The organism is Streptomyces sp. AM 2-1-1 (genome assembly GCF_029167645.1).
In the GTDB taxonomy this organism is placed as follows: domain Bacteria; phylum Actinomycetota; class Actinomycetes; order Streptomycetales; family Streptomycetaceae; genus Streptomyces.
Map to the genome: position 1 here is coordinate 5,763,041 of NZ_CP119147.1, position 23,005 is coordinate 5,786,045.

Genomic DNA, 23,005 nt, shown 5'->3' on the forward strand with positions numbered 1-23,005 from the left:
CAGGGAGTTGAGGAGTCAGCATGAGCATGGCCGTGGTCGGCATGGTGGCCGGCATGGCACTCGGATTCGCCGGATACTTCGGCGGATTCGGTGCCTTCCTGCTGGTCGCCGCACTGGGGGCGATCGGCTTCATCGCCGGCCGCTTCCTGGACGGCGACCTGGAACCCGGCGACTTCTTCCGGAGTCGCGAGCGCGGCGACCGGCAACGGTGAGCGAGGTGACCGGCCCGGTCCCGGCGGCCGAGCGGGGTGAGACCCGGATCGCCGACCGGGTGGTGGCGAAGATCGCGGCGCAGGCCGCCCGGGAGGCGGTCGACGGCGTCCCCGAGGACGGTGCGCCACCCCATGCCTCGGTCACCGTTCACCGGGACTCCGCCCGGGTACACGTCAGTCTGGAGCTCGGCTACCCCGGCGACATCGGCCGCCAGTGCGGCGCCGTACGGAACCGGGTCGCCGAGCGGGTCAAGACGTTGGCGGGCATGGACGTGCCCGAGGTGGCCGTGCGGGTCGAACGCCTGCACTCGGCCGCCACGGGCTCCGGCGCACAGGGGAGGATCCGGTGAGCGAGCCCTCGTACCAGGACGGTCCGGAGCACGGCACCCAACGGCTGCCCGTCGTCGAGCCGCCGGATCCGCCCGGCCCGGGCCAGGACTCCTCCTCGTCCTCGTACCGGCCCGTCCCCGCGACGGACGACCGCGGGGGCGGACGGGCCGGACGCTTCTGGTCGGCCCGCCGCGTCCCGGCGGCCCTCCTGGCGCTGGTCGTCCTCGGCGCCTCGGGGCTCTTCCTCTACGACGTCGCGGCCGTCCGCGCCGACCGTCCGGCGATGCGGTGGCGGCGCTCCCTCGCGGACGGCCTCGCCGAACGGCCCCTCGACGACGTGTGGGTGCGCACCGGTGCGGGCGTCGCCGCCGCTCTCGGGCTGTGGCTGCTCCTGCTCGCCCTCACCCCGGGGCTGCGCGGCCTCCTGCCGATGAGCCGCCGGTACCCCGGGGTGCACGCGGCCCTCGACCGCGACGCGGCCTCCCTGGTCCTGCGCGACCGGGCCGTGGAGGTGTCCGGCGTGCAGTCGGTACGGGTCAGGACGGGCCGCCGCAAGGCCGCCGTCCGGGCGGTCTCGCACTTCCGCGAACTGGACGAGGTACGGGCGGACCTGGACTCCGCGCTCTCCGCCGCCGTCGGCGAACTCGGCCTCGCCAAACCGCCGAAGCTCTCGGTCCACGTCCGCCGGCCCGCCAAGAAGGGATAGCGCCATGCTCCGAACGGTGAACCGGGTCCTGCTGGCCCTCGCCGGGCTGATCCTCGTCGTCGTCGGCGGCGCCGTGCTCGCCACCGGCTTCGGCGCCCCGGTGCCGTCCTGGTTCCCGTGGAGCGGCGCGTCCGACGTGCTGCTCAGCGACGCGGACCGGACCAGCCGGCGCGACGAGGGCTGGTGGTGGCCGACCGTCATCGCGATCCTCGCCGTCCTGGTCGTCCTCGCCCTGTGGTGGCTCCTCGCCCAGCTCCGGCGCGGCCGGCTCGCCGAAGTGCTGGTCGACAGCGGCGACGGCGAGGGCGCGTTGCTGCGGGGGCGGGCCCTGGAGGGCGTCCTCGCCGCCGAGGCGGGCCACCTCGACGGCGTCGCCCGCGCCCAGGTGTCGCTGAGCGGCCGGCGGAGCGCCCCGCAGGCCCGCGTCGGGATGCGGCTGGAACCGCACGCCGTGCCGGCGGAGGCGCTGCGCGGCCTCTCCGAGGAGGCGCTGGCCCACGCCCGCGCCTCGGCCGGGCTGGAGAAGCTGCCGGCCGAGGTGCTGCTGAAGGCCGTCAAGCACCGCGCGGAACGCGTCACCTGACGGACGGGCCCGGCCGGGTGGTCACCCGGGCCGGGCCCGGACCGCTCAGAACCCGTGCCGGGCTCCGCCGTCCACCGGCAGCATGATCCCCGTCAGGTAGGACGCGGCGGGGGAGAGCAGGAAGGCCGCGGTCTTCCCGAACTCCTCGGGGGTGCCGTAGCGGCGCAGCGGGATGCGCGACTCGTTCGCGGTCCGGGCCGCCTCCGCGTCGCCCGAGAGCGCGTCGAGTTCACGGACCCGGTCGGTGTCGATGCGGGACGGCAGAAGTCCGACCACCCGGATCCCGCGGGGTCCGAGGTCGTTCGCCAGGGACTTGGCGAAACCGGCCAGACCGGGGCGCAGCCCGTTGGAGACGGTCAGTCCGGAGATCGGCTCGTGGACCGAGCCGGAGAGCACGAAGCCGATGACACCGCCCTCCCCGAGCTCGGCCGCCGCGGCGCGGGCCAGGCGGACCGCACCGAGGAAGACCGACTCGAAGGCCGCCTGCCACTGCTCGTCGGTGTTGTCGGCGGCGGAACCGGGGGGCGGGCCGCCGACACTGATCAGTACGCCGTCGAGCCGGCCGAACCTCTCCCTGGCCGCCGTCAGCAGCCGCGTCGCGGCGGTCGGGTCGCCGTTGTCGGCCGCGACGCCGAGGGCGTCCGGTCCGAGCGCGGCGGCAGCCGCCGTGACGCTCTTCTCGTCCCGGCCGGTGATGATCACCTTCGCGCCGTCCGCCGCCAGGGCGGTCGCGGCGGCGTTCCCCAGCCCCCGGGTGGCTCCGGTGACGAGGTAGACGCGGTCCTTCAGTCCAAGATCCATGGCTCTATAGTGCCTCGCCCTCCATGAGGGCGACCGCCGTGTTGACCAGACCGATGTGGCTGAACGCCTGGGGGTAGTTCCCCAGCTGGCGCCCCGTCACCGTGTCGTACTCCTCGGCGAGGAGCCCCACGTCGTTGCGGAGCTCCAGCAGCCGCTCGAAGAGCTCCTCCGCCTCGGCGGGCCGGCCGGTCCGCAACAGCGCGTCCGCCAGCCAGAACGTGCAGACGATGAAGGCCCCTTCCTCGCCCGGCAGCCCGTCCACCGACGCCCCCTCGGTGCTGTAGCGGCGGACCAGGCCGTCGCTGCCCAGCTCCGCGCGGACCGCGTCGACCGTGCCGACGATCCGCGGGTCGTCCGGCGGCAGGAATCCCGTACGGACCATGAGCAGCGTCGCCGCGTCCAGCGCCTTCGACCCGTACGACTGGGTGAAGGTGTTGCGCACCGGGTCGTACCCCTTCTCGCACACCTCCGCGTGGACGGCGTCGCGCATCGCGCGCCAGCGGTCGGGGTCACCCGGCAGCGAGGGGTCGGCCTCCAGGGAGGTCACCGCCCGGTCGGCCGCGACCCAGGCCATCACTTTGGAGTGGACGAAATGCTGCCGCTCGCCCCGGATCTCCCACAGGCCCTCGTCCGGTCGGCGCCAGGTGGACTCCAGGAAGCCGAGCAGGCTGAGCTGGAGGTTCCAGGCGTGCGGCTTGTCGCTCAGACCGGCGTCCCGGGCGAGGCGGAGGGAGTCGATCACCTCGCCGTACACGTCGAGCTGGAGCTGGTGGACCGCCGCGTTGCCGGTACGGACCGGCCGCGAGTTCTCGTACCCGGCGAGCCAGGGCAGTTCGGTCTCGGGCAGCCGGCGCTCACCGGCCAGCCCGTACATGATCTGCAGGTCCGCCGGATCGCCCGCGACCGCGCGCAGCAACCAGTCCCGCCAGGCCGCCGCCTCGTCCAGGTAGCCGGCCGAGAGGAGCGCGCCCAGGGTCAGCGTGGAGTCCCGCAGCCAGCAGTAGCGGTAGTCCCAGTTCCGTACGCCGCCGATCTCCTCCGGCAGCGAGGTGGTCAGAGCCGCGACGATTCCGCCGGTCGGCCGGTAGGTCAGCGCCTTCAGCGTGATCAGCGACCGGAGCACCGCGTCCCGGTACTTCCCCTGGTAGGTGCAGGTCGCCGACCACTTCGCCCAGTCCTTCAGGGTGTGCTTCAGCGCCTTGTAGGGGTCGATCAGCTTCGGCCGCGGCGAGTGCGAGGGGTGCCAGGTCAGGACGAACGCCACCTGCTCGCCCTCGGCGACGGTGAACGACGAGCAGGTGCTGAACTGCTGCCCCCACGTCTTGACCGGCGGATCGCTGCGCAGCCAGACGGAGTCCGGTCCGGCCACCGCCACCCGGTGGCCGTGCGAGCGCCGCATCCACGGCACGATGGAACCGAAGTCGAAGCGCAGCCGCAGCACCGAGCTCATCTCGACACTCCCGCTGACGCCCTCGACGATCCGCATCACGTCGGGCGACTTGTCGCGCTGCGGCATGAAGTCGATGACCTTGACGGTGCCGGTGGGGGTCTCCCAGAACGTCTCCAGGACGAGGGAGTCGCCGGCGTAGCCGCGGCGGGTACAGGTGTCGGATGCCGTGGTGCCCTCGGGCGCGATCCGCCAGTGGCCGTTGTCCTCGTCCCCGAGCAGAGCCGCGAAGCAGGCGCCGGAGTCGAAGCGGGGCAGGCAGAGCCAGTCGACGGAACCGTTCCGGCCGACGAGAGCGGCCGTCTGGAGATCGCCGATGAGGGCGTAGTCCTCGATGCGTTGTGTCACGCAGTTGCGTTTTCCCGAACGGGGGTGTTGCTAAGCAGACGCGATGCCGGGAAAGGGCGGCCGCGGGGGCGGGTGTCTACACGCGGGCGGGTTCCGGCTGCCCGGCGCCGTCCTCGGCCCCGGCGGCCCGTGCCGCGGCCGCTTCGGCCCGGTCACGCTTCTCACGGCGTACCAGGACCACCCAGCCCACCGGCACGCCGGCCGCGAACAGCCACCACTGCACGGCGTACGCCATGTGGGGGCCGATCGAATCGTGGTCGGGGGTGGCGATCTGCTCGGGCGAGTTCCCGGCGGCCTCGGGCGCGGTCATCTCGATGTAGCCGCCGAGGACGGGGCGGGAGAGCAGCGCGGACTGCTGGGCGCTGTTGATCAGCATGACCTGGCGGTCGGGCAGTCCCCTGAGATCCTTGATGCCGCTGGTGCCCGTCGTCTCGTCCGCCATCAGGCGCCCGGTGACGGTGACGTCGCCCCGGGGGGCGGGCGGCACGTCGGGGAAGGCCGCCTGGTCGGCGGCGGCCTCGATCCAGCCGCGGTTCACCATGACGGTGCCGCCGCCGTCGAGGTTCAGCGGAGTGAGGACGTGCACCCCGATCCGGTCGTCGTCGGACGTCCGGCGGCGCACCACGACCTCGTGGGCGGTGTCGAAGGTGCCTTGGGCGGTGACCGTGCGCCAGTAGTCCGCGCGGGGCACGGTGTGGCCCGGCGAGGTGAGCCGCTGGACAGGCTCCGGATCGGCCGCGAGGTTCCGCGCGATCAGGGCGTTCTGCGCCACCTTGTGTTGATGGCGGTGCAGCTGCCAGAAGCCCAGCTCGACCATGGTCGGGATCAGGACGAGAAGGAGGAGGGTGACGAGCACCCACTGCCGGGTCAACAGGAAGCGGTACACCCCATGACGGTACAACCGGGGCCGGGGAGCACGTCACGGTGGGGTGGTCCGGTGGACCCGTCACACTTTGTCCACGATGCCCGCCTTCCCCTCGGCGCGGGCGCAGTGACCGCCGCAGAACCAGTGCCCGTCCACCTCGACGCCCTGCCCGATCACCTGCACGCGGCAGTGCTCGCAGATCGGTGCCATGCGGTGGATGGCGCAGGCGAAGCAGTCGAAGACGTGCACCGCGCCCTGCGCGTGCACCTCGAAGGACATCCCGTAGTCGTTTCCGCAAACCTCACAACGTGCCATGCGCCACAGGGTGGGACCCGGGCGCGCGGGGGGCGAGCGGTCGGCGGGCGAGTCGCCGCCGGTTCACTCCTATGCCGGGGGGGAGGCCGGTGCCACGTCCCGCAGCAGATGCGTGAAGGCGGCCTCGTCCACCACGGGGGTGCCGAACGACTTCGCCTTGACCGTCTTCGACGTCGCGGAGTCCGGATCGTTGGTGACGAGCAGGCTGGTGAGGCGCGACACACTCGTCGCCACGTGCAGCCCGGCCTCCACCGCCCGGTCCTCCAGCAGTTCGCGGTCGACCGAGGTGTCCCCGGAGAACGCCACCCGCATGCCCTGCTTCAGCGGCTGGTCGGCGCTGTAGCGCCCCGGATTGGGGTACGGACAGGCGGCCCGTTTCCGCGAGGGGCGCCAGCTGGTCTGCCCGTACGACGGCTGGTGGCCGATCTTCGGCCGTACCGGCGAGTCGGACCACTCGGTCAGCGGCAGGCACTCCAGCAACGGCAGCCGCACCCCGTCCCGTGCGGCCGCCCGCAGGCTCGGCCGGAAAGCCTCGGCCAGCACCCGGGCATCGTCCAGCGCGTGGTGCGCCCGCTCCTGGACGACCCCGAAGTGCGAAGCCAGCGACGACAGCTTGTGGTTGGGCAGCGGCAGTCGCAGCTCCTTGGCGAGCGCGATGGTGCAGAGCCGCTGCTGGACCGGGGCGACCACCGAGGCGCGCGCGTACTCCCGGGCGATCATCGACCAGTCGAACGCGGCGTTGTGGGCGACCAGCACCCGGCCGGCGAGGTACTCCGAGAGCTGTCCCGCGATCTCCGTGAAGAGCGGGGCGCCTTCGAGCACCTCGCTGGTCAGGCCGTGGATCCACACCGGACCCGGGTCGCGCTCGGGGTTGACCAGCGTGTACCAGTGATCCTCGATCTCCCCCCGGGCGTCCAGGCGGTAGACGGCGGCGGACACTATCCGGTCGTCGCGGGCGAGGCCGGTGGTCTCCACGTCGACGACCGCGTACCCCTGGGGATACGCGGCCGGCCACGGTGCTGCGGTCTGACGGTCGTCGAGCATGGTCCAAGAGAATACGGGCCACGACCGACACTCCCCTATTCGGCTGTCCCGCGGGCTCCGATGCGGTACACGAGCCCCACGTCGCCGCCGGGCGGTGGCACGATCCCAAGATGACGCCGAACCAGGCCCCCGACGGCCACGACGAGCCCCACGCCGGCGGTCTCGGCACCCGGCTGAACTGGCTGCGCGCCGCGGTCCTCGGAGCCAACGACGGCGTGGTCTCCACCGCCGGCCTCGTCGTCGGTGTGGCGGGCGCCACGGGCAGCAGGAGCGCGCTGCTGACGGCCGGCCTCGCCGGACTGCTGGCCGGTTCGATGTCCATGGCGGCGGGCGAGTACGTCTCCGTCTCCACCCAGCGCGACTCCGAGAAGGCCGCGCTCGCCACCGAACGCCGCGAGCTGCGGGACGATCCGGAGGCGGAACTCGTCGAGCTGACCGCCCTGTTGGAGGGCAAGGGCCTCAGCCACCCACTGGCCCGCGAGGCCGCCCGCCAGCTCACCGAACGCGACGCGCTGCGCGCCCACGCCGAGGTGGAGCTCGGCATCGACCCCGACGGGCTCACCGACCCGTGGCACGCGGCGGGCGCCAGCTTCCTCGCCTTCACGGCGGGCGCACTGCTGCCGCTGCTCGCCATCGCGCTGCCCCCGTCCGCCTACCGGCTGCTGGTGACCGTGGTGGCGGTGCTCGTCGCCCTCACGGTGACCGGCTGGTGGAGCGCCCGCCTGGGCGGCGCCCCGGCGGTCCCGGCGGTCCTGCGCAACGCGGGCGGCGGAGCGCTGGCGATGGGCGTCACCTACGCGGCGGGGACGCTGCTGGGGGCGGCCGGGGTGTGAGACCGGCGCGGCACGGCGGACGGAGTGCGACGGTCGGCGGCGGTTGGTGGAACTCACCAAACAATCAGGGCGGTTGGTCCCGATTACTTGGTGGTAACCACGTCTGTTCCGCCACCCTCCGGCGGCCCTACGGTCTTCGCATGGAGCCGAACCTGCCCGATGTCGTGCTGTGGTCCCTGCCGGCCTTCGTCCTGCTCACCGTCGTCGAGATGATCAGCTACCGCTTCCGTCCGGACGAGGACGCCGCCGGGTACGACACCCGGGACGCGGCGACCAGCGTGACCATGGGACTCGGCTCGCTCGGCTTCGACCTGCTGTGGAAGATCCCGGTCGTGGCCCTCTACACGGCGCTGTACGGACTCACCCCGCTGCGCGTCCCCGTCCTGTGGTGGACGGTCCTGCTGATGCTGCTCGCCCAGGACTTCCTCTACTACTGGTCCCACCGGGGCCACCACGTCGTCCGCGTCCTGTGGGCCTGCCACGTCGTGCACCACTCCAGCCGCAGGTTCAACCTCACCACCGCGCTGCGCCAGCCCTGGACCTCGGCGACGGTCTGGCCGTTCTACCTGCCGATGGTCGCCTGCGGGGTGCACCCGGCCGCGCTCGCCTTCTGCCAGTCCGCCAACCTCGTCTACCAGTTCTGGGTGCACACCGAACGGGTCGGGAAACTGCCCCGGCCCTTCGAGTACGTCCTGAACACGCCCTCGCACCACCGGGTGCACCACGCCTCCCAGGGCGGCTACCTGGACCGGAACTTCGGCGGGATCCTGATCCTCTGGGACCGGCTCTTCGGCTCGTTCACCGAAGAGACCGAGCAGCCCGTCTACGGCCTCACCAAGAACATCACCACCCACAACCCGCTGCGCGTCGCCACCCACGAGTACGCCGCCATCGCCCGGGACGTCCGGGCCGCCACGAGCTGGGGCGAACGCGCCGGGCGGATCTTCCGGGGCCCGGGATGGCAGCCGGCCAAAACCCCCACCACCGCCCCGGCCCCCGCCCCGCAGCTCCCGCCGGTCGCCGGGACCACCCGGTGACCGGCCGGAGAGCGGCGGGCGGACCCGGCGGCCCCCGCGCCGGTACGACACGGAAAGGAGGACGGCTCACCCTCGCGCTCCTCGCCGGGTACCTCGTCCTGTCGGCAGCCGACCTGGCCGGACTGCTGGCCGGCGCGGACACCGTCCACCTCCTCGCCAAACCGCTGCTGATGCCGGTGCTCGCCGCGTACGCCCTCACCCGGGGCGGGCCCCGGTGGCTGATCGCCGCGCTGCTCTTCGGATGGGGCGGCGACCTGGCCCTGCTGGCCGAGGACGACACCGCGTTCCTCCTCGGCATGGGGTCCTTCGCCGCCGGACACCTCTGCTACCTGCGGCTCTTCGGCCGGGCGCGCGCCTCGTGGACGGCGGGCGCCGCCTACGCGCTCGCGCTCACCGCCGCCCTGGTGGCGATGTGGGGCGACCTGCCGGCCGCGATACGGCTGCCGATGGCGGGGTACAGCCTGCTGCTCGCCACCATGGCCTGGCGCTCCGGCGTCCTCGGCCGGTACGCCGGAGCGGGCGGGGCGCTCTTCCTGCTCTCCGACTCGCTGATCGCCACCGGCGTCGCCGACTGGCCGCAGCCGCCCGCCCACGACGCCCTCGTCATGGCCACCTACCTCGCCGCCCAGCTCCTGCTGACCGCAGGGGCGCTCGGGGGCACGGGACGGCCGTCGGTGCCGGGGGCGTACCGTGGAAAGGTTGCAACCGTCTGATCAGCGAGGACCCCCCACATGCGCGCCACCGTCATCCACGCCCCGCACGACATCCGGGTGGAGGACGTGCCCGACCCGGCCGTCCAGCACCCCACCGACGTGGTGGTGCGGGTGGTGCGCGCCTGCATCTGCGGCAGCGACCTGTGGGCCTATCGCGGCGAGTCCGCCCGCAAGCCCGGCCAGCGCATCGGACACGAGTTCCTCGGAATCGTGGAGGAGACCGGCTCCGAGGTCGCCGGCTTCCGCGCCGGTGACCTCGTCGTCGCCCCCTTCGTCTGGTCGGACGGCACCTGCGCCTACTGCGCCGACGGTCTCCACACCTCGTGCCCGCGGGGCGGGTTCTGGGGGTCCGAGGGGTCCGACGGCGGCCAGGGCGAGGCCGTCCGGGTCCCGTTCGCCGACGGCACCCTCGTCAAGCTTCCCGCCGAGGCGGCCACCGACGACCGGCTGCTCACCGCGCTGCTCGCCCTCTCCGACGTCCTGGGCACCGGCCACCACGCCGCCGTGGGCGCCGGGGTGAAGCCCGGTTCCACCGTGGCGGTCGTCGGTGACGGTGCGGTCGGCCTCTGCGGCGTCATGGCCGCCAAGCGCCTGGGCGCCGACCGGATCATCGCGCTGGGCCGCCACACCGCCCGTACCGACATCGCCCGCGCCTTCGGCGCCACGGACGTCGTCGCGGCCCGCGGCGAGGAGGCCGTGGCCGCCGTGCGGGAGCTGACCGGCGGGGCCGGCGCGCACAGCGTCATCGAGGCCGTCGGCACCGAGCAGTCCATGCGGACCGCCTTCGGGATCGCCCGCGACGGCGGGGCCGTCGGCTACGTCGGCGTCCCGCACGGCAGCGGCACCGGCCTGGACCTCGGCGACATGTTCTCCCGCAACGTCGCCCTGCGCGGCGGGGTCGCCCCGGTGCGCGCGTACATCCCCGAGCTGCTCCCCGACGTGCTGGACGGCACCATCGACCCCTCGCCCGTCTTCGACCTCGCGGTCGGCCTCGACGAGGTGCCCGCCGGATACGCGGCGATGGACACGCGCACCGCGCTGAAGGTCCTCGTCAAGCCGTAGCGGAAGCGGCGGCACGCGCAGGGGCCCGGGGAGCGATGCTCCCCGGGCCCCTCCGGTCGTACGGTGCTAGAAGCGGACCGCGTCCAGCGCGTCCACGTTCCCGGCCCCGTAGAAGCCGTTGTACGCCTTGCCGCCCTCGCAGACCGCGTCGACGGCGCCGTCACCGTCGATGTCGTACGGCGCTCCGCACGCGGTGGCGTCGGCCTCCACGGCCAGCAGCGCCTTCACCGCCGCCGCCGAGGCGTGCGGGTGCTTCGACTTGATCAGGGCCACGACGCCCACCACGTGCGGGGTCGCCATCGAGGTGCCGGCCTTGTAGTTGTAGCCGCCGCCCACCGTCGTGGAGAGGATGCGGCCGTTGGTCGCCGGGGCCTCGGGCGCCTGGTAGATCGTCGAGTCGCCACCGGGGGCGGCCACGTCGATCACGCCGTAACCGTAGTTCGAGTAGGACGACTTGAGACCCTTCGCCCCCGTCGCGGAGACGGTCACCACACCCGGCAGCATCGACGGGATGTCGAGGCAGGTGCGCGGGTCGATGACCCGGTCCTCGGTGACGGTGTCGTTGGGGCTCGTCGTGTCCTCGATGGAGTCGGCGGCCAGGTCGTGGTCGGAGTTGCCGGCCGCCGCGACGTTGACGACACCCTTCTTCTCGGCGTACCGGGTGGCCCGGCCGAGCGCCTCGACCAGGGCGCCCTGGTCGGGGTCGTTCTTGCAGTTGTAGAGCCACGGGTCGGTGTAGTAGCTGTTGTTCGTCACGTCGACGCCGTGCTCGGCCGCCCAGACGAAGCCGCAGACGACGGCCTCCGTGTAGAAGAACCCGGCTGTGGTGGCGACCTTGATCCCCGCCACCCTCACGCCCGGCGCGACGCCCGTGATGCCGATCCCGTTCTTCGCGGCGGCTATGGTGCCGGCGACGTGGGTGCCGTGGTCGCTCTCGCCCTCCGTGGGACGCCACGAGCCGGGAGTGGTGTCCGGAGCGCCGGAGACGCAGTTGGCGGAGGCCGCCGCGTCGAAGTTCGGCGCCAGGTCCGGGTGGGTGTCGTCGACGCCCGTGTCGATCACGGCGGCCGTGACGCTCCGGCTGCCCAGGGTGATCTGCTGGGCCTTGTCCGCCTTGATGGCGGGCAGGTCCCACTGCAGCGGCTCCAGCGGGTCCTGCGAGGCGGTCGCGTCCTCGGCCGCGCCGGCCGCCTCCGCCGCCGTGAGGGGCTGCGCCGCCGAGCCGACGTCGGTGGTCGACTGCGGCACGATCGGGTTGGTGCGGGTCGCCCCGGCCGACTCGACTCCGCGCACCTTGCGGATGGTCCGGGCGAAGTCGGGGTTCTGCGAGTGGACGACGAGGACGCCGATCTGCTCGTACGCGACGACGATCGTGCCGCCGGCCTTCGCGATGGCCCGCTCGACCTGTGCGACGGTCTTGTGGCCGCCTTCGGTGTTCACGACGTAACTGAGCTCCGGACCGTCCAGCGACACGGCCGGGGCGGACGCGGCCGAGGCGGTGGCGGCCGGCAGGAAGCCGAGGGAAGCGGTGAGCGCGAGTCCTACCGGCAGCGCGAGTGCACGGACGCGCCTGGATGCCAGATGAGCCATGGGTTCTCCACATCATCCGTATCAGCCGACCGGACCTTGCATGTCTGGTCGGGTACATGACCAGTGAAGTTAGCGCCGATCATCGCCCCGCATCAACGAATTGAGGCAAACGAGTTCGAAGGGTGATCTCCGAGGGCCGTCCGGGTCACCCGCACGTCATCCACGACGGCCCAAAGCGGGAGTGAACCGCTTCGCCGTGCCGTACGTGCCGTTGTCAGGGAGCCGCACCACCGATCCCGGCAGCGAGGTTCCCCATGAGACCGATCCCGTCCCCCATCACCGCACCCGCGTCGCGAGGAGAATCCGTGGCTACCGATGCACCGCCGCCCCAGGGCGGTACGGACACCAGTCCGGCCCAGCCCACCACCGAGGCGTACCGCCAGGTGCAGGAGAGCGCGGAATTCGCCGAACTGCGCCGGTCCCACCGGTCCTTCGCCTTCCCGCTGACCGTCGCCTTCGTCACCTGGTACCTGCTCTACGTCCTGCTCTGCAACTACGCGGGCGACTTCATGGGCACCCAGGTCGTCGGCAACATCAACGTCGCGCTCGTCCTCGGGCTCGCCCAGTTCGCCACGACCTTCCTCATCGCGTGGTTCTACTCCCGCCACGCGGCGACCAAGCTCGACCCGAAGGCCGCAGCCATCAAGTCCCGTATGGAGGCCGACGCATGAGCGCCGCCCAGGTCGCGCACCCCGCCGTCCAGCTCGCCGCCGAAGGCGCGAGCGACCACCGGACGCTGATCATCACCCTCTTCGCGGTCTTCGTGGTCGCGACCCTCTGCATCACCGTCTGGGCCGGCCGCCAGACCAAGAGCGCCGCCGACTTCTACGCGGGCGGACGCCAGTTCACCGGCTTCCAGAACGGCCTCGCCGTCTCCGGCGACTACATGTCCGCCGCGTCCTTCCTCGGCATCGCCGGAGCCATCGCGCTCTTCGGCTACGACGGCTTCCTCTACTCCATCGGCTTCCTCGTCGCCTGGCTCGTCGCCCTGCTCCTGGTCGCCGAACCGCTGCGCAACTCCGGCCGGTACACGATGGGCGACGTCCTCGCCTACCGCATGCGCCAGCGCCCCGTCCGCACCGCCGCCGGCGCGTCCACCATCGTCGTCTCGATCTTCTACCTGCTCGCCCAGATGGCCGGCGCCGGAGTGCTCGTCTCGCTGCTCCTCGGCATCACCAGCGACGGCGGGAAGATCGCCATCGTCGCCCTGGTCGGCCTCCTCATGATCGTCTACGTCACCATCGGCGGCATGAAGGGCACCACCTGGGTGCAGATGGTCAAGGCCGTCCTGCTCATCGCGGGCACCCTGCTCATCACCTTCCTGATCCTGCTGAAGTTCCACTTCAACATCTCGGACCTGCTGGGCAGCGCCGCCTCCAACAGCGGCAAGGGCTCCGCCTTCCTGGAGCCCGGCCTGAAGTACGGCGCCACCGGCACCTCGAAGCTGGACTTCCTCTCCCTCGGCATCGCCCTGGTCCTCGGCACCGCGGGGCTGCCGCACATCCTGATCCGCTTCTACACCGTGCCCACCGCCAAGGCCGCCCGCAAGTCCGTGAACTGGGCCATCGGCATCATCGGCGCCTTCTACCTGATGACGATCGTGCTCGGCTTCGGCGCGGCCGCGCTGCTCAAGCCGGACGACATCATCGCCTCGAACAAGGCGGGCAACACCGCGGCCCCGCTGGCCGCCCTGGAGATCGGCGGCGGCTCCGGCTCCACCGGCGGCGCCGTGCTGCTCGCGGTGATCTCCGCCGTCGCCTTCGCCACCATCCTCGCCGTGGTCGCCGGACTCACCCTGGCGTCCTCCTCGTCCTTCGCCCACGACATCTACGCCAACGTCATCCGCAAGGGCAAGGCGACGGAGAAGGAGGAGGTCCGCGCCGCCAAGTGGGCCACCGTCGCCATCGGCATCGTCTCCATCGGCCTCGGCGCCATGGCCCGCGACCTCAACGTGGCCGGCCTGGTCGCCCTGGCCTTCGCCGTCGCCGCCTCCGCCAACCTGCCGACCCTCCTCTACAGCCTCTTCTGGAAGCGGTTCACCACGCAGGGCGCCCTCTGGTCCATCTACGGCGGGCTCGCCTCATCCGTCCTGCTGGTGCTCTTCTCGCCGGTCGTCTCCTCCAAGCCGTCCTCGATGTTCCCGGACGCCGACTTCGCCTGGTTCCCGCTGGAGAATCCCGGCCTGATCTCCATCCCGCTCGGCTTCCTGCTCGGTTTCGTCGGCTCCCTCCTCTCCAAGGAGGAGCCCGACGTGGCCAAGTACGCCGAGCTGGAGGTCAAGTCCCTCACCGGCGTCGCCGCGCACTGAGCGCAGGAGTTCACACAAGCGTGGCGATCCACCACGCCCTCCGGTGCCGGGCGCGTCGTAGAGTCGTCACGACGCGCCCGGCACGGCACCGGTGGCGGAGCCCTCGTGCTCCACCACCGGCCGTCCGGCTCGCGTAGTCTCGTGAGGGAGAGAAGAAGCCCGGACCGCAACCGCGGTGACCGCGGAACCATCGGGGGAGGGGCGTCCATGCTCATCGACACCTACGACCGGGTCGCCACCGACCTGCGTGTCTCCCTGACCGACAAGTGCAACCTCCGCTGCACCTACTGCATGCCCGAAGAAGGGCTCCAGTGGCTCGGCAAGAGCGAGCTGCTCAGTGACGACGAGATCGTCCGCCTCGTCCGGATCGCCGTCACCTCGCTCGGCATCACCGAAGTGCGCTTCACCGGCGGCGAACCCCTGCTCCGGCCCGGCCTGGTGGGCATCGTCGAGCGCTGCGCGGCGCTGACCCCCCGCCCCCGGATGTCCCTCACCACCAACGGCATCGGGCTGCGACGCACCGCCGCCGCCCTCAAGGCCGCCGGGCTCGACCGGGTCAACGTCTCCCTGGACACCCTGCGGCCCGACGTCTTCAAGACCCTGACCCGCCGCGACCGGCACCACGACGTGCTCGACGGACTCACCGCCGCCCACGAGGCGGGCCTCACCCCCGTCAAGGTCAACTCCGTGCTGATGCCCGGACTCAACGACGACGAGGCGCCCGACCTGCTCGCCTGGGCCGTCGCCCACGACTACGAGCTCCGCTTCATCGAGCAGATGCCACTGGACGCCCAGCACGGCTGGAAGCGCGACGGACTGATCACCGCCGGTGACATCCTCGCCTCGCTGCGCACCCGCTTCACGCTCACCGCCGAAGAGGACGGGGAACGGGGCTCCGCCCCCGCCGAACGCTGGACCGTGGACGGTGGCCCGCACCGCGTCGGAGTCATCGCCTCGGTGACCCGGCCGTTCTGCCGCGCCTGCGACCGCACCCGTCTCACCGCCGACGGACAGGTCCGCACCTGCCTCTTCGCCCGGGAGGAGACCGATCTGCGGACCGCGCTCCGCTCAGACGCGCCGGACGAGGAGATCGCCCGCCTCTGGCGCGTCGCGATGTGGGGGAAGAAGGCGGGATCCGGCCTGGACGACCCCTCCTTCCTCCAGCCCGACCGCCCGATGTCCGCGATCGGCGGCTGACGGGGCACGACGACGACGGACGCGGGCAAGGCGCGCCGCGTCCGCCGGAGGTCAGCCCTCCGCCGGGGCCTCCCACTCGCCCAGCACCACGACGTCCTTGAGGAATCCCCGGACGCCCAGGAACTGTGACAGGTGCTCGCGGTGCTCCTCGCAGGCCAGCCAGGTCTTGCGCCGCTGGGGCGTGTGCAGCTTGGGGTTGTTCCAGGCGAGCACCCACACCGCGTCCGCGCGGCAGCCCTTGGCGGAGCAGACGGGTGCACCGGAGTCGCTCGCGGCGGAGTCGGGAGTCAGGGGAAAGTTCACGGCCTCCACCCTAAAACAGCCGGTGGGGCCTGCTCCGCGCGCGGGGGGAGACGAAGCGACGCCGAGCAGCCACGGGGGGAGCTGCTCGGCGTCGGTCTCTCGCTCCGACGGGGGATGCGGAGCGCATAACGGAGTATGTCACGCGCACCCTGCCGCGGTGCACCGGAACTCAGCGATTGATCTGAGCTTTTCTTGAGCTTCGCTCGACAACGGAGCTCATCCGTGCTCGTGCGGATCCCCGGCGCCGCGGCCGGTCCCGGCGCCCGTGTCCGGGACCGGTCCGGCCCCGGTTCCCGGCTCCAGAGCCGGTCGTACCGGAGCCGGTACGAAGGTCGACGGCAGCGAAGGCGTGTTCTCCCGGCCCGCGTTGGCGATCACCACCGCCACGTACGGCAGCAGCAGACCCAGCGCCAGCGCCACCATCGAGACGTGCCGCTCGACGTTCCAGAGCACCGCGGCGAGAACCACCGCCACCGTCCGCACGGACATCGAGATCACGTACCGCCGCTGCCGGCCGCGCACGTCGTCGGCCAGTGACTGACGGGCCCCCGTGATCCTGAAGACCTCCGCGTCGCCGCGCTTGACCATCATCTCTTCCACCGCCTGCTCGCTGTGCCGGACGCCCCGTACCGGACCGTCCTCCACGGTACGCCCGGTCCGGGCGTGGAACGGGACCGGGTGGGTCCGTCCGCCCCCGTCGCCGCCCGTCCGGCAGCACCCGACATGCGCCAGAAGCTCCCGCACAGCACACTTGAGCCGATATGCGCATCACGCGCACTTCGAGGAGGCGATATGAGCTGGTTGTGGGCGATCATCGTGGGCCTGGTCCTCGGTGTGATCGCGAGAGCGATCCTGCCGGGCAAACAGAACATCCCGCTGTGGCTGACGGCCGTGTTCGGCATCATCGGCAGCATCCTCGGCAACGCCGTCGCATCCTGGATCGGCGTCGAGGACACCAAGGGCATCGACTGGATCCGGCACGTGCTCCAGTTGATCGGCGCGGTGGCGGTGGTCGGTGTCGGCGACGTGGTGTGGCAGTCGATCCGGGGACGCGGCAGGCAGAGAACCTGACCCCGGGCACCACGGCGGAGGCCGGGCACGCATCACGCGTGCCCGGCCTCCGCGCGGGGTGGGAAGGGCGGTCAGCCGGCGGCGATCTCGACCACCGCGAGGTTCTTCTTGCCCCGGCGCAGCACCAGCCAGCGCCCGTACAGCAGATCCCCGGCGGCGGGCAGCGCGTCACCGTCGGTGATCTTGACGTTGTTCAGGTAGGCGCCGCCCTCGTTGACCGTACGGCGGGCACCCGACTTGCTCGGCGCGAGACCGACCTCGACCAGCAGGTCCACCAGCGGCGCCGGTTCGGCGACCGTCGCGTGCGGCAGCTCGGAGAGCGCCGCGCCCAGGGTCGCCTCGTCCAGCCCACCCAGCTCGCCCTGGCCGAACAGCGCCTTCGACGCGGCGATCACGGCCGCGCACTGGTCGGCGCCGTGCACCAGGGTGGTCAGCTCCTCGGCAAGAGCGCGCTGCGCGGCACGGGCCTGCGGACGCTCCTCGGTGAGCTTCTCCAGCTCCTCCAGCTCGGCCCGCGACCTGAAGCTGAGGATGCGCATGTACGGGGAGATGTCCCGGTCGTCGACGTTCAGCCAGAACTGGTAGAAGGCGTACGGGGTCGTCATCTCCGGGTCCAGCCAGACGGCGCCGCCCTCGGTCTTGCCGAACTTCGTGCCGTCCGCCTTGACCATCAGCGGGGTCGCCAGCGCGTGCACCGTCGCCGCGGGCTCCAGCCGGTGGATCAGGTCGATGCCGGCCGTGAGGTTGCCCCACTGGTCGCTGCCGCCCTGCTGGAGGACGCAGCCGTGGCGCCGGTACAGCTCCAGGAAGTCCATGGACTGGAGCAGCTGGTAGCTGAACTCGGTGTAGCTGATGCCCTCCTGGGACTCCAGGCGGCGGGCCACGGAGTCCTTGGTCAGCATCTTGTTGACCCGGAAGTGCTTGCCGATGTCCCGCAGGAACTGGATCGCGGACATGCCCGCCGTCCAGTCCAGGTTGTTCACCATGACGGCCGCGTTCTCGCCCTCGAAGGAGAGGAACGGCTCGATCTGGGAACGCAGCCGGGTCACCCAGGCCGCGATGGTCTCCGGGTCGTTCAGCGTCCGCTCGGCGGTCGGCCGGGGGTCGCCGATCTGACCGGTCGCCCCGCCCACCAGGGCGAGCGGGCGGTGACCCGCGCGCTGGAGCCGGCGCATGGTGAGCACCTGGACCAGGTGGCCGACGTGCAGGCTGGACGCGGTCGGGTCGTAGCCGCAATAGAAGGTGACCGGACCGTCGCCAAGAGCCTTGCGCAGGGCGTCCTCGTCAGTGGACTGGGCGAACAGCCCGCGCCACTTGAGCTCGTCGACGATGTCCGTCACGGTTTTCGTGTCTCCTTCGGCGTATGGACGGCGGGCCCCCAGCCTGGTGGGCCCACGTCAGGTCAGTCTAAGCGCTGGCCCGGGCCGGCCCGGCGGGCGCGCACCGGGCCCCGCACCCGCCCCGCCGGCCGCCGGGAGCCCCGCGGACCGGGAGTCCCTCAGACCCCCCGGCTGACCGAGCTCATGTTGAAGTCCGGGACGCGCAGCGCCGGCATCGCGGCGCGGGTGAACCAGTCGCCCCACTCGCGCGGCAGCGTCCGCTCGGTGCGCCCCGCCTCACTGGCGCGGGAGAGCAGGTCGACGGGCGACTCGTTGAACCGGAAGTTGTTCACCTCGCCGACCACCTCGCCGTCCTCCACCAGGTAGACACCGTCACGGGTCAGCCCGGTCAGCAGGAGCGTCGCCGGGTCGACCTCCCGGATGTACCAGAGGCAGGTCAGCAGCAGCGCCCGGCCGGTGGTCGCCGCCACCATCTCGTCCAGCGTCCGCTCACCGCCGCCCTCCAGCAGCAGGTTGTCGATGGCCGGGGCCACCGGAAGCCCGGTCAGGGCCGCCGTGTGCCGGGTGGTGGTCAGCCGCTCCAGCCGGCCGCCCCCGATCCAGTCGGTGGACTCCAGCGGCAGCCCGTTGTCGAAGACCGACGCGCCGTCCCCGGAGGAGTGCGCGATGACGAACGGGGCCGACTCCAGCCCCGGCGCGTGCGGGTCGCTGCGCAGGGTCAGCGGCAGCGGCGAGAGCGTCTCGCCCAGCCGCGTACCGCCGCCCGGCCGGGAGAACACCGTCCGTCCCTCGGCGGCGTCCCGGGCCGTCGACGACCAGAGCTGGTAGATCAGCAGGTCAGCCACGGCGGTAGGCGGCAGCAGGGTCTGGTACCGGCCGGCCGGCAGCTCGATGCGCCGCTCGGCCCAGCCCAGGCGCCGGGCCAGCTCGGCGTCCATGGCCGCCGGGTCGACGTCCTCGAAGTCCCGGGTGGCCCGCCCGGCCCACGCGGACCGGGAGCGGTCCGGCGACTTGGCGTTCAGCTCCAGGGTCCCGTTCGGCTGGTCGTGCCGCAGCCGCAGCCCGGCCGAGGTGCCCAGGTAGGTCGAGGACATCTCGTGGTGCGCGAAGCCGTACAGCTCCCGGCCGCCCGCGCGGGCCCGGGCGAAGGCCTCGCCGAGCGCCGGGGCGAAGTCCGCGAAGACGTCCGGTCCGGTCTCGGCGGGGGCGTCGGTGAAGTCCGCGGAGACCGGTACGCCGGTGACCGGCGGCTGCGCGTCCTCGGCCGGTCCGGCCGCGCGGGCCGCCGCCTCGGCCGCGCGCACCAGCGGCTCCAGGTCGTCGGCGGTGACGGCGGAGCGCGAGACGACCCCCGACGCGGAGCCCTTGGAGCCGTCCACGGTCGCGACGACGGTCAGGGTCCGACCCCGGGTCACGCCGTTGGTGGTCAGCGCGTTCCCCGCCCACCGCAGGTTCGCCGAGGAGGTCTCGTCGGCGATGACCACGCACCCGTCGGCGGTGGAGAGCTCCAGGGCGCGCTCGACGATCTCGTACGGCTTGGTCACGCGGCTCATCGGCCCGCCTCCTGCGTCGTGTTGAGGATGTTCACGCCTCGGAAGAGGGCGGAGGGGCAGCCGTGCGAGACCGCCGCGACCTGGCCCGGCTGGGCCTTGCCGCAGTTGAAGGCGCCACCCAGGACGTACGTCTGCGGGCCGCCGACCTTCTCCATGGAGCCCCAGAAGTCGGTGGTCGTCGCCTGGTACGCGACGTCCCGCAGCTGCCCGGCCAGCCGGCCGTTCTCGATGCGGAAGAAACGCTGCCCGGTGAACTGGAAGTTGTAGCGCTGCATGTCGATCGACCAGGAGCGGTCGCCGACCACGTAGATCCCGCGCTCCACCCCGCCGATCAGGTCCTCGGTGGAGAGCCCGCCCGGATCCGGCCGCAGCGAGACGTTGGCCATCCGCTGCACCGGCACATGGCCCGGCGAGTCGGCGTACGCACACCCGTTCGACCGGCCGAGACCGGTCAACTTCGCGATCCTGCGGTCGAGTTGGTACCCGACGAGGGTGCCGTCCCGGACCAGGTCCCAGGACTGCGCCTCGACGCCCTCGTCGTCGTACCCGATCGTCGCCAAGCCGTGCTCGGCCGTCCGGTCACCCGTCACGTTCATCACCGGGGAGCCGTACGCCAGCTTCCCCAGCTGGTCGAAGGTGGCGAACGAGGTGCCCGCGTACGCCGCCTCGTACCCCAGCGCCCGGTCCAGCTCGGTGGCGTGGCCGATCGACTCGTGGATGGTCAGCCAGAGGTTCGACGGGTCGACGACCAGGTCGTACGTCCCCGCCTCCACACCCGGCGCCCGCATCTTCTCGGCGAGCAGTCCGGGGATGCGCTCCAACTCGTCGTTCCAGTCCCAGCCGGTGCCGGTCAGGTACTCCCACCCCCGGCCCACCGGCGGCGCGATCGTCCGCATCGAGTCGAAGTCGCCCGTCGCGGCGTCCACCGCGACGGCCGTCAGCTGCGGATGCAGCCGCACCCGCTGCTGGGTGGTGACCGTACCGGCGGTGTCCGCGTAGAACTTGTTCTCGTGGACGGTCATCAGCGAGGCGTCCACGTGCGCGACCCCGGCCGCCCCGAGCAGCCGGCCGCTCCACTCCGCGAGCAGCCCGGTCTTCTCCCCGTCCGGCACCGCGAACGGGTCGATCTCGTAACGGGAGACCCAGCTCCGCTCCCCGTGCACCGGCTCGTCCGCCAGCTCCACCCGCTCGTCGGAGCCCGCCGCCGCGATCACCTTCGCCGACAGCTTCGCCATCGCGACGGCCTGCGAGGCCACCTTCGCCGCCGCGTCCATCGTCAGGTCCACGCCGGACGCGAACCCCCACGCCCCACCGTGCACGACCCGCACCGCGTATCCGAGGTCGGTGGTGTCGGAAGAGCCGGAGGGACGGGCGTCGCGCAGCCGCAGCGTGGCGCTGCGCACCCGCTCGAAGCGGAAGTCCGCGTGCACGGCGCCGAGCGCGCGGGCCCGCGCGAGGGCCGCGTCGGCGAGGGGCCGCAGGGGCAGGGCGAGAAACGACGGGTCGATGTCATGGGCCACGGACGGGCCTCCCTTGCGCAGTGGAATCGTGCCGGGGCGTGAAGTCAATCACGGCGCGGCCGGGGCGTGATGGACGGTTCCGGGCTTCGCCCCCGGGTGGCACGGGGGCGGTCGGCCGCGCACACCGGGGCCGTGCCGACTGTAGAAACCCGACAGCGCCCCGCACGAGCCACTGTCGGGCCCGATTCTCCGTACACCGCACCGTACCGATAGGTTTTCGACGTACCAGACCGTCAAGGAAAGGGTGATCCGTTGAGCCGCTCGGTTCTCGTCACCGGAGGAAACCGGGGCATCGGCCTCGCCATCGCCCGCGCCTTCGTCGACAACGGCGACAAGGTGGCGATCACGTTCCGCTCCGGAGAGCCGCCCCTGGCACTCACCGAGGCGGGTGTTCTCGCGGTCCGCTGCGACATCACCGACGCCGAGCAGGTGGAGCAGGCCTACAAGGAGATCGAGGAGAAGCAGGGTCCCGTCGAGGTGTTGGTGGCCAACGCCGGCATCACCAAGGACCAGCTCCTGATGCGGATGTCGGAGGAGGACTTCACGTCCGTCGTCGACACCAACCTCACCGGCACCTTCCGCGTGGTCAAGCGCGCCAACCGCGCGATGCTGCGCGCGAAGAAGGGCCGCGTGGTCCTCATCTCCTCCGTCGTGGGCCTCCTCGGCTCCGCGGGTCAGGCCAACTACGCCGCCTCCAAGGCGGGACTGGTCGGGTTCGCCCGGTCGCTGGCCCGTGAACTCGGGTCGCGGAACATCACCTTCAACGTCGTCGCACCCGGATTCGTCGACACCGACATGACTCAGGTGCTCACCGAGGAGCAGCGCAAGGGCATCGTCGCCCAGGTCCCGCTCGGCCGCTACGCGCGGCCCGACGAGATCGCCGCCGCGGTCCGTTTCCTCGCTTCCGACGACGCGTCGTACATCACTGGAGCCGTCATCCCCGTTGACGGCGGATTGGGCATGGGTCACTGATCACCATGAGCGGAATTCTCGACGGCAAGCGCATCCTCATCACCGGGGTGCTGATGGAGTCGTCCATCGCGTTCCACACCGCGAAGGTGGCCCAGGAGCAGGGCGCGGAGATCATCCTCACCGCCTTCCCGCGCCCCACCCTGACCGAGCGCATCGCCAAGAAGCTCCCCAGGCCCGCGAAGGTCCTCGAACTCGACGTCACCAACGCCGAGCACCTGGACCGGCTCGCCGGCCTGGTCCGCGACGAGCTCGGCACGCTCGACGGCGTCGTCCACTCCATCGGCTTCGCGCCGCAGGACGCCCTCGGCGGCAACTTCCTGAACACCCCCTTCGAGTCGGTCGCCACCGCGATGCACGTCTCGGCGTTCTCGCTGAAGTCGCTCGCCATGGCCTGCAAGCCGCTGATGGAGGAGGGCGGCTCGATCGTCGGCCTCACCTTCGACGCGCAGTTCGCCTGGCCGCAGTACGACTGGATGGGCCCGGCGAAGGCCGCGCTGGAGGCCACCTCCCGCTACCTCGCCCGGGACCTCGGCTCGGACAACATCCGCTGCAACCTGATCTCGGCCGGACCGCTCGGCTCGATGGCCGCCAAGTCCATCCCGGGCTTCGGTGACCTCGCGAAGGTCTGGGACACCCGCTCCCCGCTGGCCTGGGACATGAACGACCCGGAGCCGGCCGGCCGCGGTGTGGTCGCGCTGCTCTCGGACTTCTTCCCGAAGACCACGGGCGAGATCATCCACGTCGACGGCGGCGTGCACATGATCGGCGCCTGACCCGTACGGACCCCGTCGGCCGCGTACCCGCATCCGGATCCCCCTCCGGAGGGTGCGCGGCCGCCGTGCGTCCGGGCGTCAC

At 72.0% G+C, this 23,005-nt stretch carries 25 protein-coding genes; 14 read left to right on the plus strand and 11 right to left on the minus strand.

The window, feature by feature from the left end; genetic code table 11:
• Window positions 1–20: 20 nt before the first annotated feature.
• Genes PZB77_RS25070 through amaP form a run of 4 tightly spaced genes read left to right on the plus strand, consistent with a single transcriptional unit; the run spans window position 21 to window position 1,831 of the window.
• On the plus strand, window positions 21–212 hold the full coding sequence (locus PZB77_RS25070) for a hypothetical protein (protein WP_275494883.1): 192 nt from the start codon (window positions 21–23) through the stop codon (window positions 210–212).
• Window positions 209–562, plus strand: coding sequence for a hypothetical protein (locus PZB77_RS25075; RefSeq protein ID WP_275494884.1), 354 nt, complete (start codon window positions 209–211; stop codon window positions 560–562). The genes PZB77_RS25070 and PZB77_RS25075 overlap by 4 nt, the downstream gene beginning before the upstream one ends.
• Before the next feature lie 44 nt (window positions 563–606).
• A complete protein-coding gene (locus tag PZB77_RS25080; RefSeq protein ID WP_275496209.1) occupies window positions 607–1,248 on the plus strand; it encodes a DUF6286 domain-containing protein in 642 nt (213 codons plus the stop codon).
• Window positions 1,249–1,252: 4 nt separating this feature from the next.
• On the plus strand, window positions 1,253–1,831 hold the full coding sequence (gene amaP, locus PZB77_RS25085; RefSeq protein WP_275494885.1) for an alkaline shock response membrane anchor protein AmaP: 579 nt from the start codon (window positions 1,253–1,255) through the stop codon (window positions 1,829–1,831).
• Window positions 1,832–1,876: 45 nt separating this feature from the next.
• On the opposite strand, the gene PZB77_RS25090 is transcribed toward amaP, so the two are convergent.
• From PZB77_RS25090 to PZB77_RS25110, 5 genes are all read right to left on the minus strand, one after another.
• Window positions 1,877–2,632 carry an SDR family oxidoreductase gene (locus PZB77_RS25090; RefSeq protein ID WP_275494886.1) on the minus strand — a complete coding sequence of 252 codons (756 nt, stop codon included), beginning with the start codon at window positions 2,630–2,632 and terminating at the stop codon, window positions 1,877–1,879.
• Between the two features lie 4 nt (window positions 2,633–2,636).
• A complete protein-coding gene (locus PZB77_RS25095; protein WP_275494887.1) occupies window positions 2,637–4,427 on the minus strand; it encodes a glycoside hydrolase family 15 protein in 1,791 nt (596 codons plus the stop codon).
• Window positions 4,428–4,503: 76 nt separating this feature from the next.
• The gene (locus tag PZB77_RS25100) at window positions 4,504–5,313 is read right to left on the minus strand and encodes an SURF1 family protein (protein WP_275494888.1); all 810 of its coding nucleotides are present in this window, start codon (window positions 5,311–5,313) and stop codon (window positions 4,504–4,506) included.
• A 60-nt stretch (window positions 5,314–5,373) separates the two neighbouring features.
• A complete protein-coding gene (locus PZB77_RS25105) occupies window positions 5,374–5,607 on the minus strand; it encodes a hypothetical protein (protein ID WP_136320436.1) in 234 nt (77 codons plus the stop codon).
• Window positions 5,608–5,676: 69 nt separating this feature from the next.
• Complete coding sequence (locus PZB77_RS25110) at window positions 5,677–6,651, minus strand: DEDDh family exonuclease (RefSeq protein WP_275494889.1); 975 nt, start codon at window positions 6,649–6,651, stop codon at window positions 5,677–5,679.
• A gap of 110 nt (window positions 6,652–6,761) precedes the next feature.
• Here PZB77_RS25110 and PZB77_RS25115 point away from each other — a divergent pair, with 110 nt between their 5' ends.
• The 4 genes from PZB77_RS25115 to PZB77_RS25130 all read left to right on the plus strand — a co-directional run bounded on the left by PZB77_RS25115 (window position 6,762) and on the right by PZB77_RS25130 (window position 10,296).
• Window positions 6,762–7,484 (plus strand): VIT family protein, encoded by a 723-nt coding sequence (locus PZB77_RS25115; RefSeq protein ID WP_275494890.1) that lies wholly within the window; start codon window positions 6,762–6,764, stop codon window positions 7,482–7,484.
• Between the two features lie 140 nt (window positions 7,485–7,624).
• Window positions 7,625–8,521 carry a sterol desaturase family protein gene (locus PZB77_RS25120; protein WP_275494891.1) on the plus strand — a complete coding sequence of 299 codons (897 nt, stop codon included), beginning with the start codon at window positions 7,625–7,627 and terminating at the stop codon, window positions 8,519–8,521.
• Between the two features lie 98 nt (window positions 8,522–8,619).
• Window positions 8,620–9,234, plus strand: a complete 615-nt coding sequence (locus PZB77_RS25125; RefSeq protein ID WP_275496210.1) for a lysoplasmalogenase — start codon at window positions 8,620–8,622, stop codon at window positions 9,232–9,234.
• An 18-nt stretch (window positions 9,235–9,252) separates the two neighbouring features.
• Window positions 9,253–10,296 (plus strand): zinc-dependent alcohol dehydrogenase family protein, encoded by a 1,044-nt coding sequence (locus PZB77_RS25130; protein WP_275494892.1) that lies wholly within the window; start codon window positions 9,253–9,255, stop codon window positions 10,294–10,296.
• 66 nt (window positions 10,297–10,362) lie between these two features.
• Here the strand turns inward: PZB77_RS25130 and PZB77_RS25135 are convergent, their stop codons facing one another.
• Window positions 10,363–11,886, minus strand: a complete 1,524-nt coding sequence (locus PZB77_RS25135) for a S8 family serine peptidase (RefSeq protein WP_275494893.1) — start codon at window positions 11,884–11,886, stop codon at window positions 10,363–10,365.
• 305 nt (window positions 11,887–12,191) lie between these two features.
• Between PZB77_RS25135 and PZB77_RS25140 the strand changes: the two genes are divergently transcribed.
• The 3 genes from PZB77_RS25140 to moaA all read left to right on the plus strand — a co-directional run bounded on the left by PZB77_RS25140 (window position 12,192) and on the right by moaA (window position 15,391).
• Window positions 12,192–12,557 carry a DUF485 domain-containing protein gene (locus PZB77_RS25140; protein ID WP_275494894.1) on the plus strand — a complete coding sequence of 122 codons (366 nt, stop codon included), beginning with the start codon at window positions 12,192–12,194 and terminating at the stop codon, window positions 12,555–12,557.
• On the plus strand, window positions 12,554–14,194 hold the full coding sequence (locus PZB77_RS25145; RefSeq protein WP_275494895.1) for a cation acetate symporter: 1,641 nt from the start codon (window positions 12,554–12,556) through the stop codon (window positions 14,192–14,194). The genes PZB77_RS25140 and PZB77_RS25145 overlap by 4 nt, the downstream gene beginning before the upstream one ends.
• Window positions 14,195–14,401: 207 nt before the next feature.
• Window positions 14,402–15,391: a GTP 3',8-cyclase MoaA gene (moaA, locus tag PZB77_RS25150; protein WP_275494896.1), complete on the plus strand. Its 990-nt coding sequence runs from the start codon at window positions 14,402–14,404 to the stop codon at window positions 15,389–15,391.
• 51 nt (window positions 15,392–15,442) lie between these two features.
• Here moaA and PZB77_RS25155 read toward each other — a convergent pair whose 3' ends face one another.
• Both PZB77_RS25155 and PZB77_RS25160 read right to left on the minus strand, forming a co-directional pair.
• Window positions 15,443–15,694, minus strand: a complete 252-nt coding sequence (locus tag PZB77_RS25155) for a hypothetical protein (RefSeq protein WP_275494897.1) — start codon at window positions 15,692–15,694, stop codon at window positions 15,443–15,445.
• Between the two features lie 216 nt (window positions 15,695–15,910).
• Complete coding sequence (locus tag PZB77_RS25160; RefSeq protein ID WP_275496211.1) at window positions 15,911–16,285, minus strand: DUF3099 domain-containing protein; 375 nt, start codon at window positions 16,283–16,285, stop codon at window positions 15,911–15,913.
• Between the two features lie 201 nt (window positions 16,286–16,486).
• Here PZB77_RS25160 and PZB77_RS25165 point away from each other — a divergent pair, with 201 nt between their 5' ends.
• Window positions 16,487–16,765 (plus strand): GlsB/YeaQ/YmgE family stress response membrane protein, encoded by a 279-nt coding sequence (locus PZB77_RS25165; RefSeq protein WP_275494898.1) that lies wholly within the window; start codon window positions 16,487–16,489, stop codon window positions 16,763–16,765.
• A gap of 71 nt (window positions 16,766–16,836) precedes the next feature.
• On the opposite strand, the gene tyrS is transcribed toward PZB77_RS25165, so the two are convergent.
• From tyrS to PZB77_RS25180, 3 genes are all read right to left on the minus strand, one after another.
• The gene (gene tyrS, locus PZB77_RS25170) at window positions 16,837–18,105 is read right to left on the minus strand and encodes a tyrosine--tRNA ligase (RefSeq protein ID WP_275494899.1); all 1,269 of its coding nucleotides are present in this window, start codon (window positions 18,103–18,105) and stop codon (window positions 16,837–16,839) included.
• Between the two features lie 158 nt (window positions 18,106–18,263).
• Window positions 18,264–19,658 (minus strand): metallopeptidase TldD-related protein, encoded by a 1,395-nt coding sequence (locus tag PZB77_RS25175; protein WP_275494900.1) that lies wholly within the window; start codon window positions 19,656–19,658, stop codon window positions 18,264–18,266.
• Window positions 19,655–21,178 (minus strand): TldD/PmbA family protein, encoded by a 1,524-nt coding sequence (locus tag PZB77_RS25180; RefSeq protein WP_275494901.1) that lies wholly within the window; start codon window positions 21,176–21,178, stop codon window positions 19,655–19,657. Before PZB77_RS25180 ends, PZB77_RS25175 begins: the two co-directional genes overlap by 4 nt.
• A 252-nt stretch (window positions 21,179–21,430) precedes the next feature.
• Between PZB77_RS25180 and fabG the strand changes: the two genes are divergently transcribed.
• Together fabG and fabI are read left to right on the plus strand one after the other, a co-directional pair.
• Window positions 21,431–22,150: a 3-oxoacyl-[acyl-carrier-protein] reductase gene (gene fabG, locus PZB77_RS25185; protein WP_275494902.1), complete on the plus strand. Its 720-nt coding sequence runs from the start codon at window positions 21,431–21,433 to the stop codon at window positions 22,148–22,150.
• A gap of 5 nt (window positions 22,151–22,155) precedes the next feature.
• Complete coding sequence (fabI, locus tag PZB77_RS25190) at window positions 22,156–22,923, plus strand: enoyl-ACP reductase FabI (protein WP_275494903.1); 768 nt, start codon at window positions 22,156–22,158, stop codon at window positions 22,921–22,923.
• The last annotated feature ends 82 nt before the right edge of the window (window positions 22,924–23,005 follow it).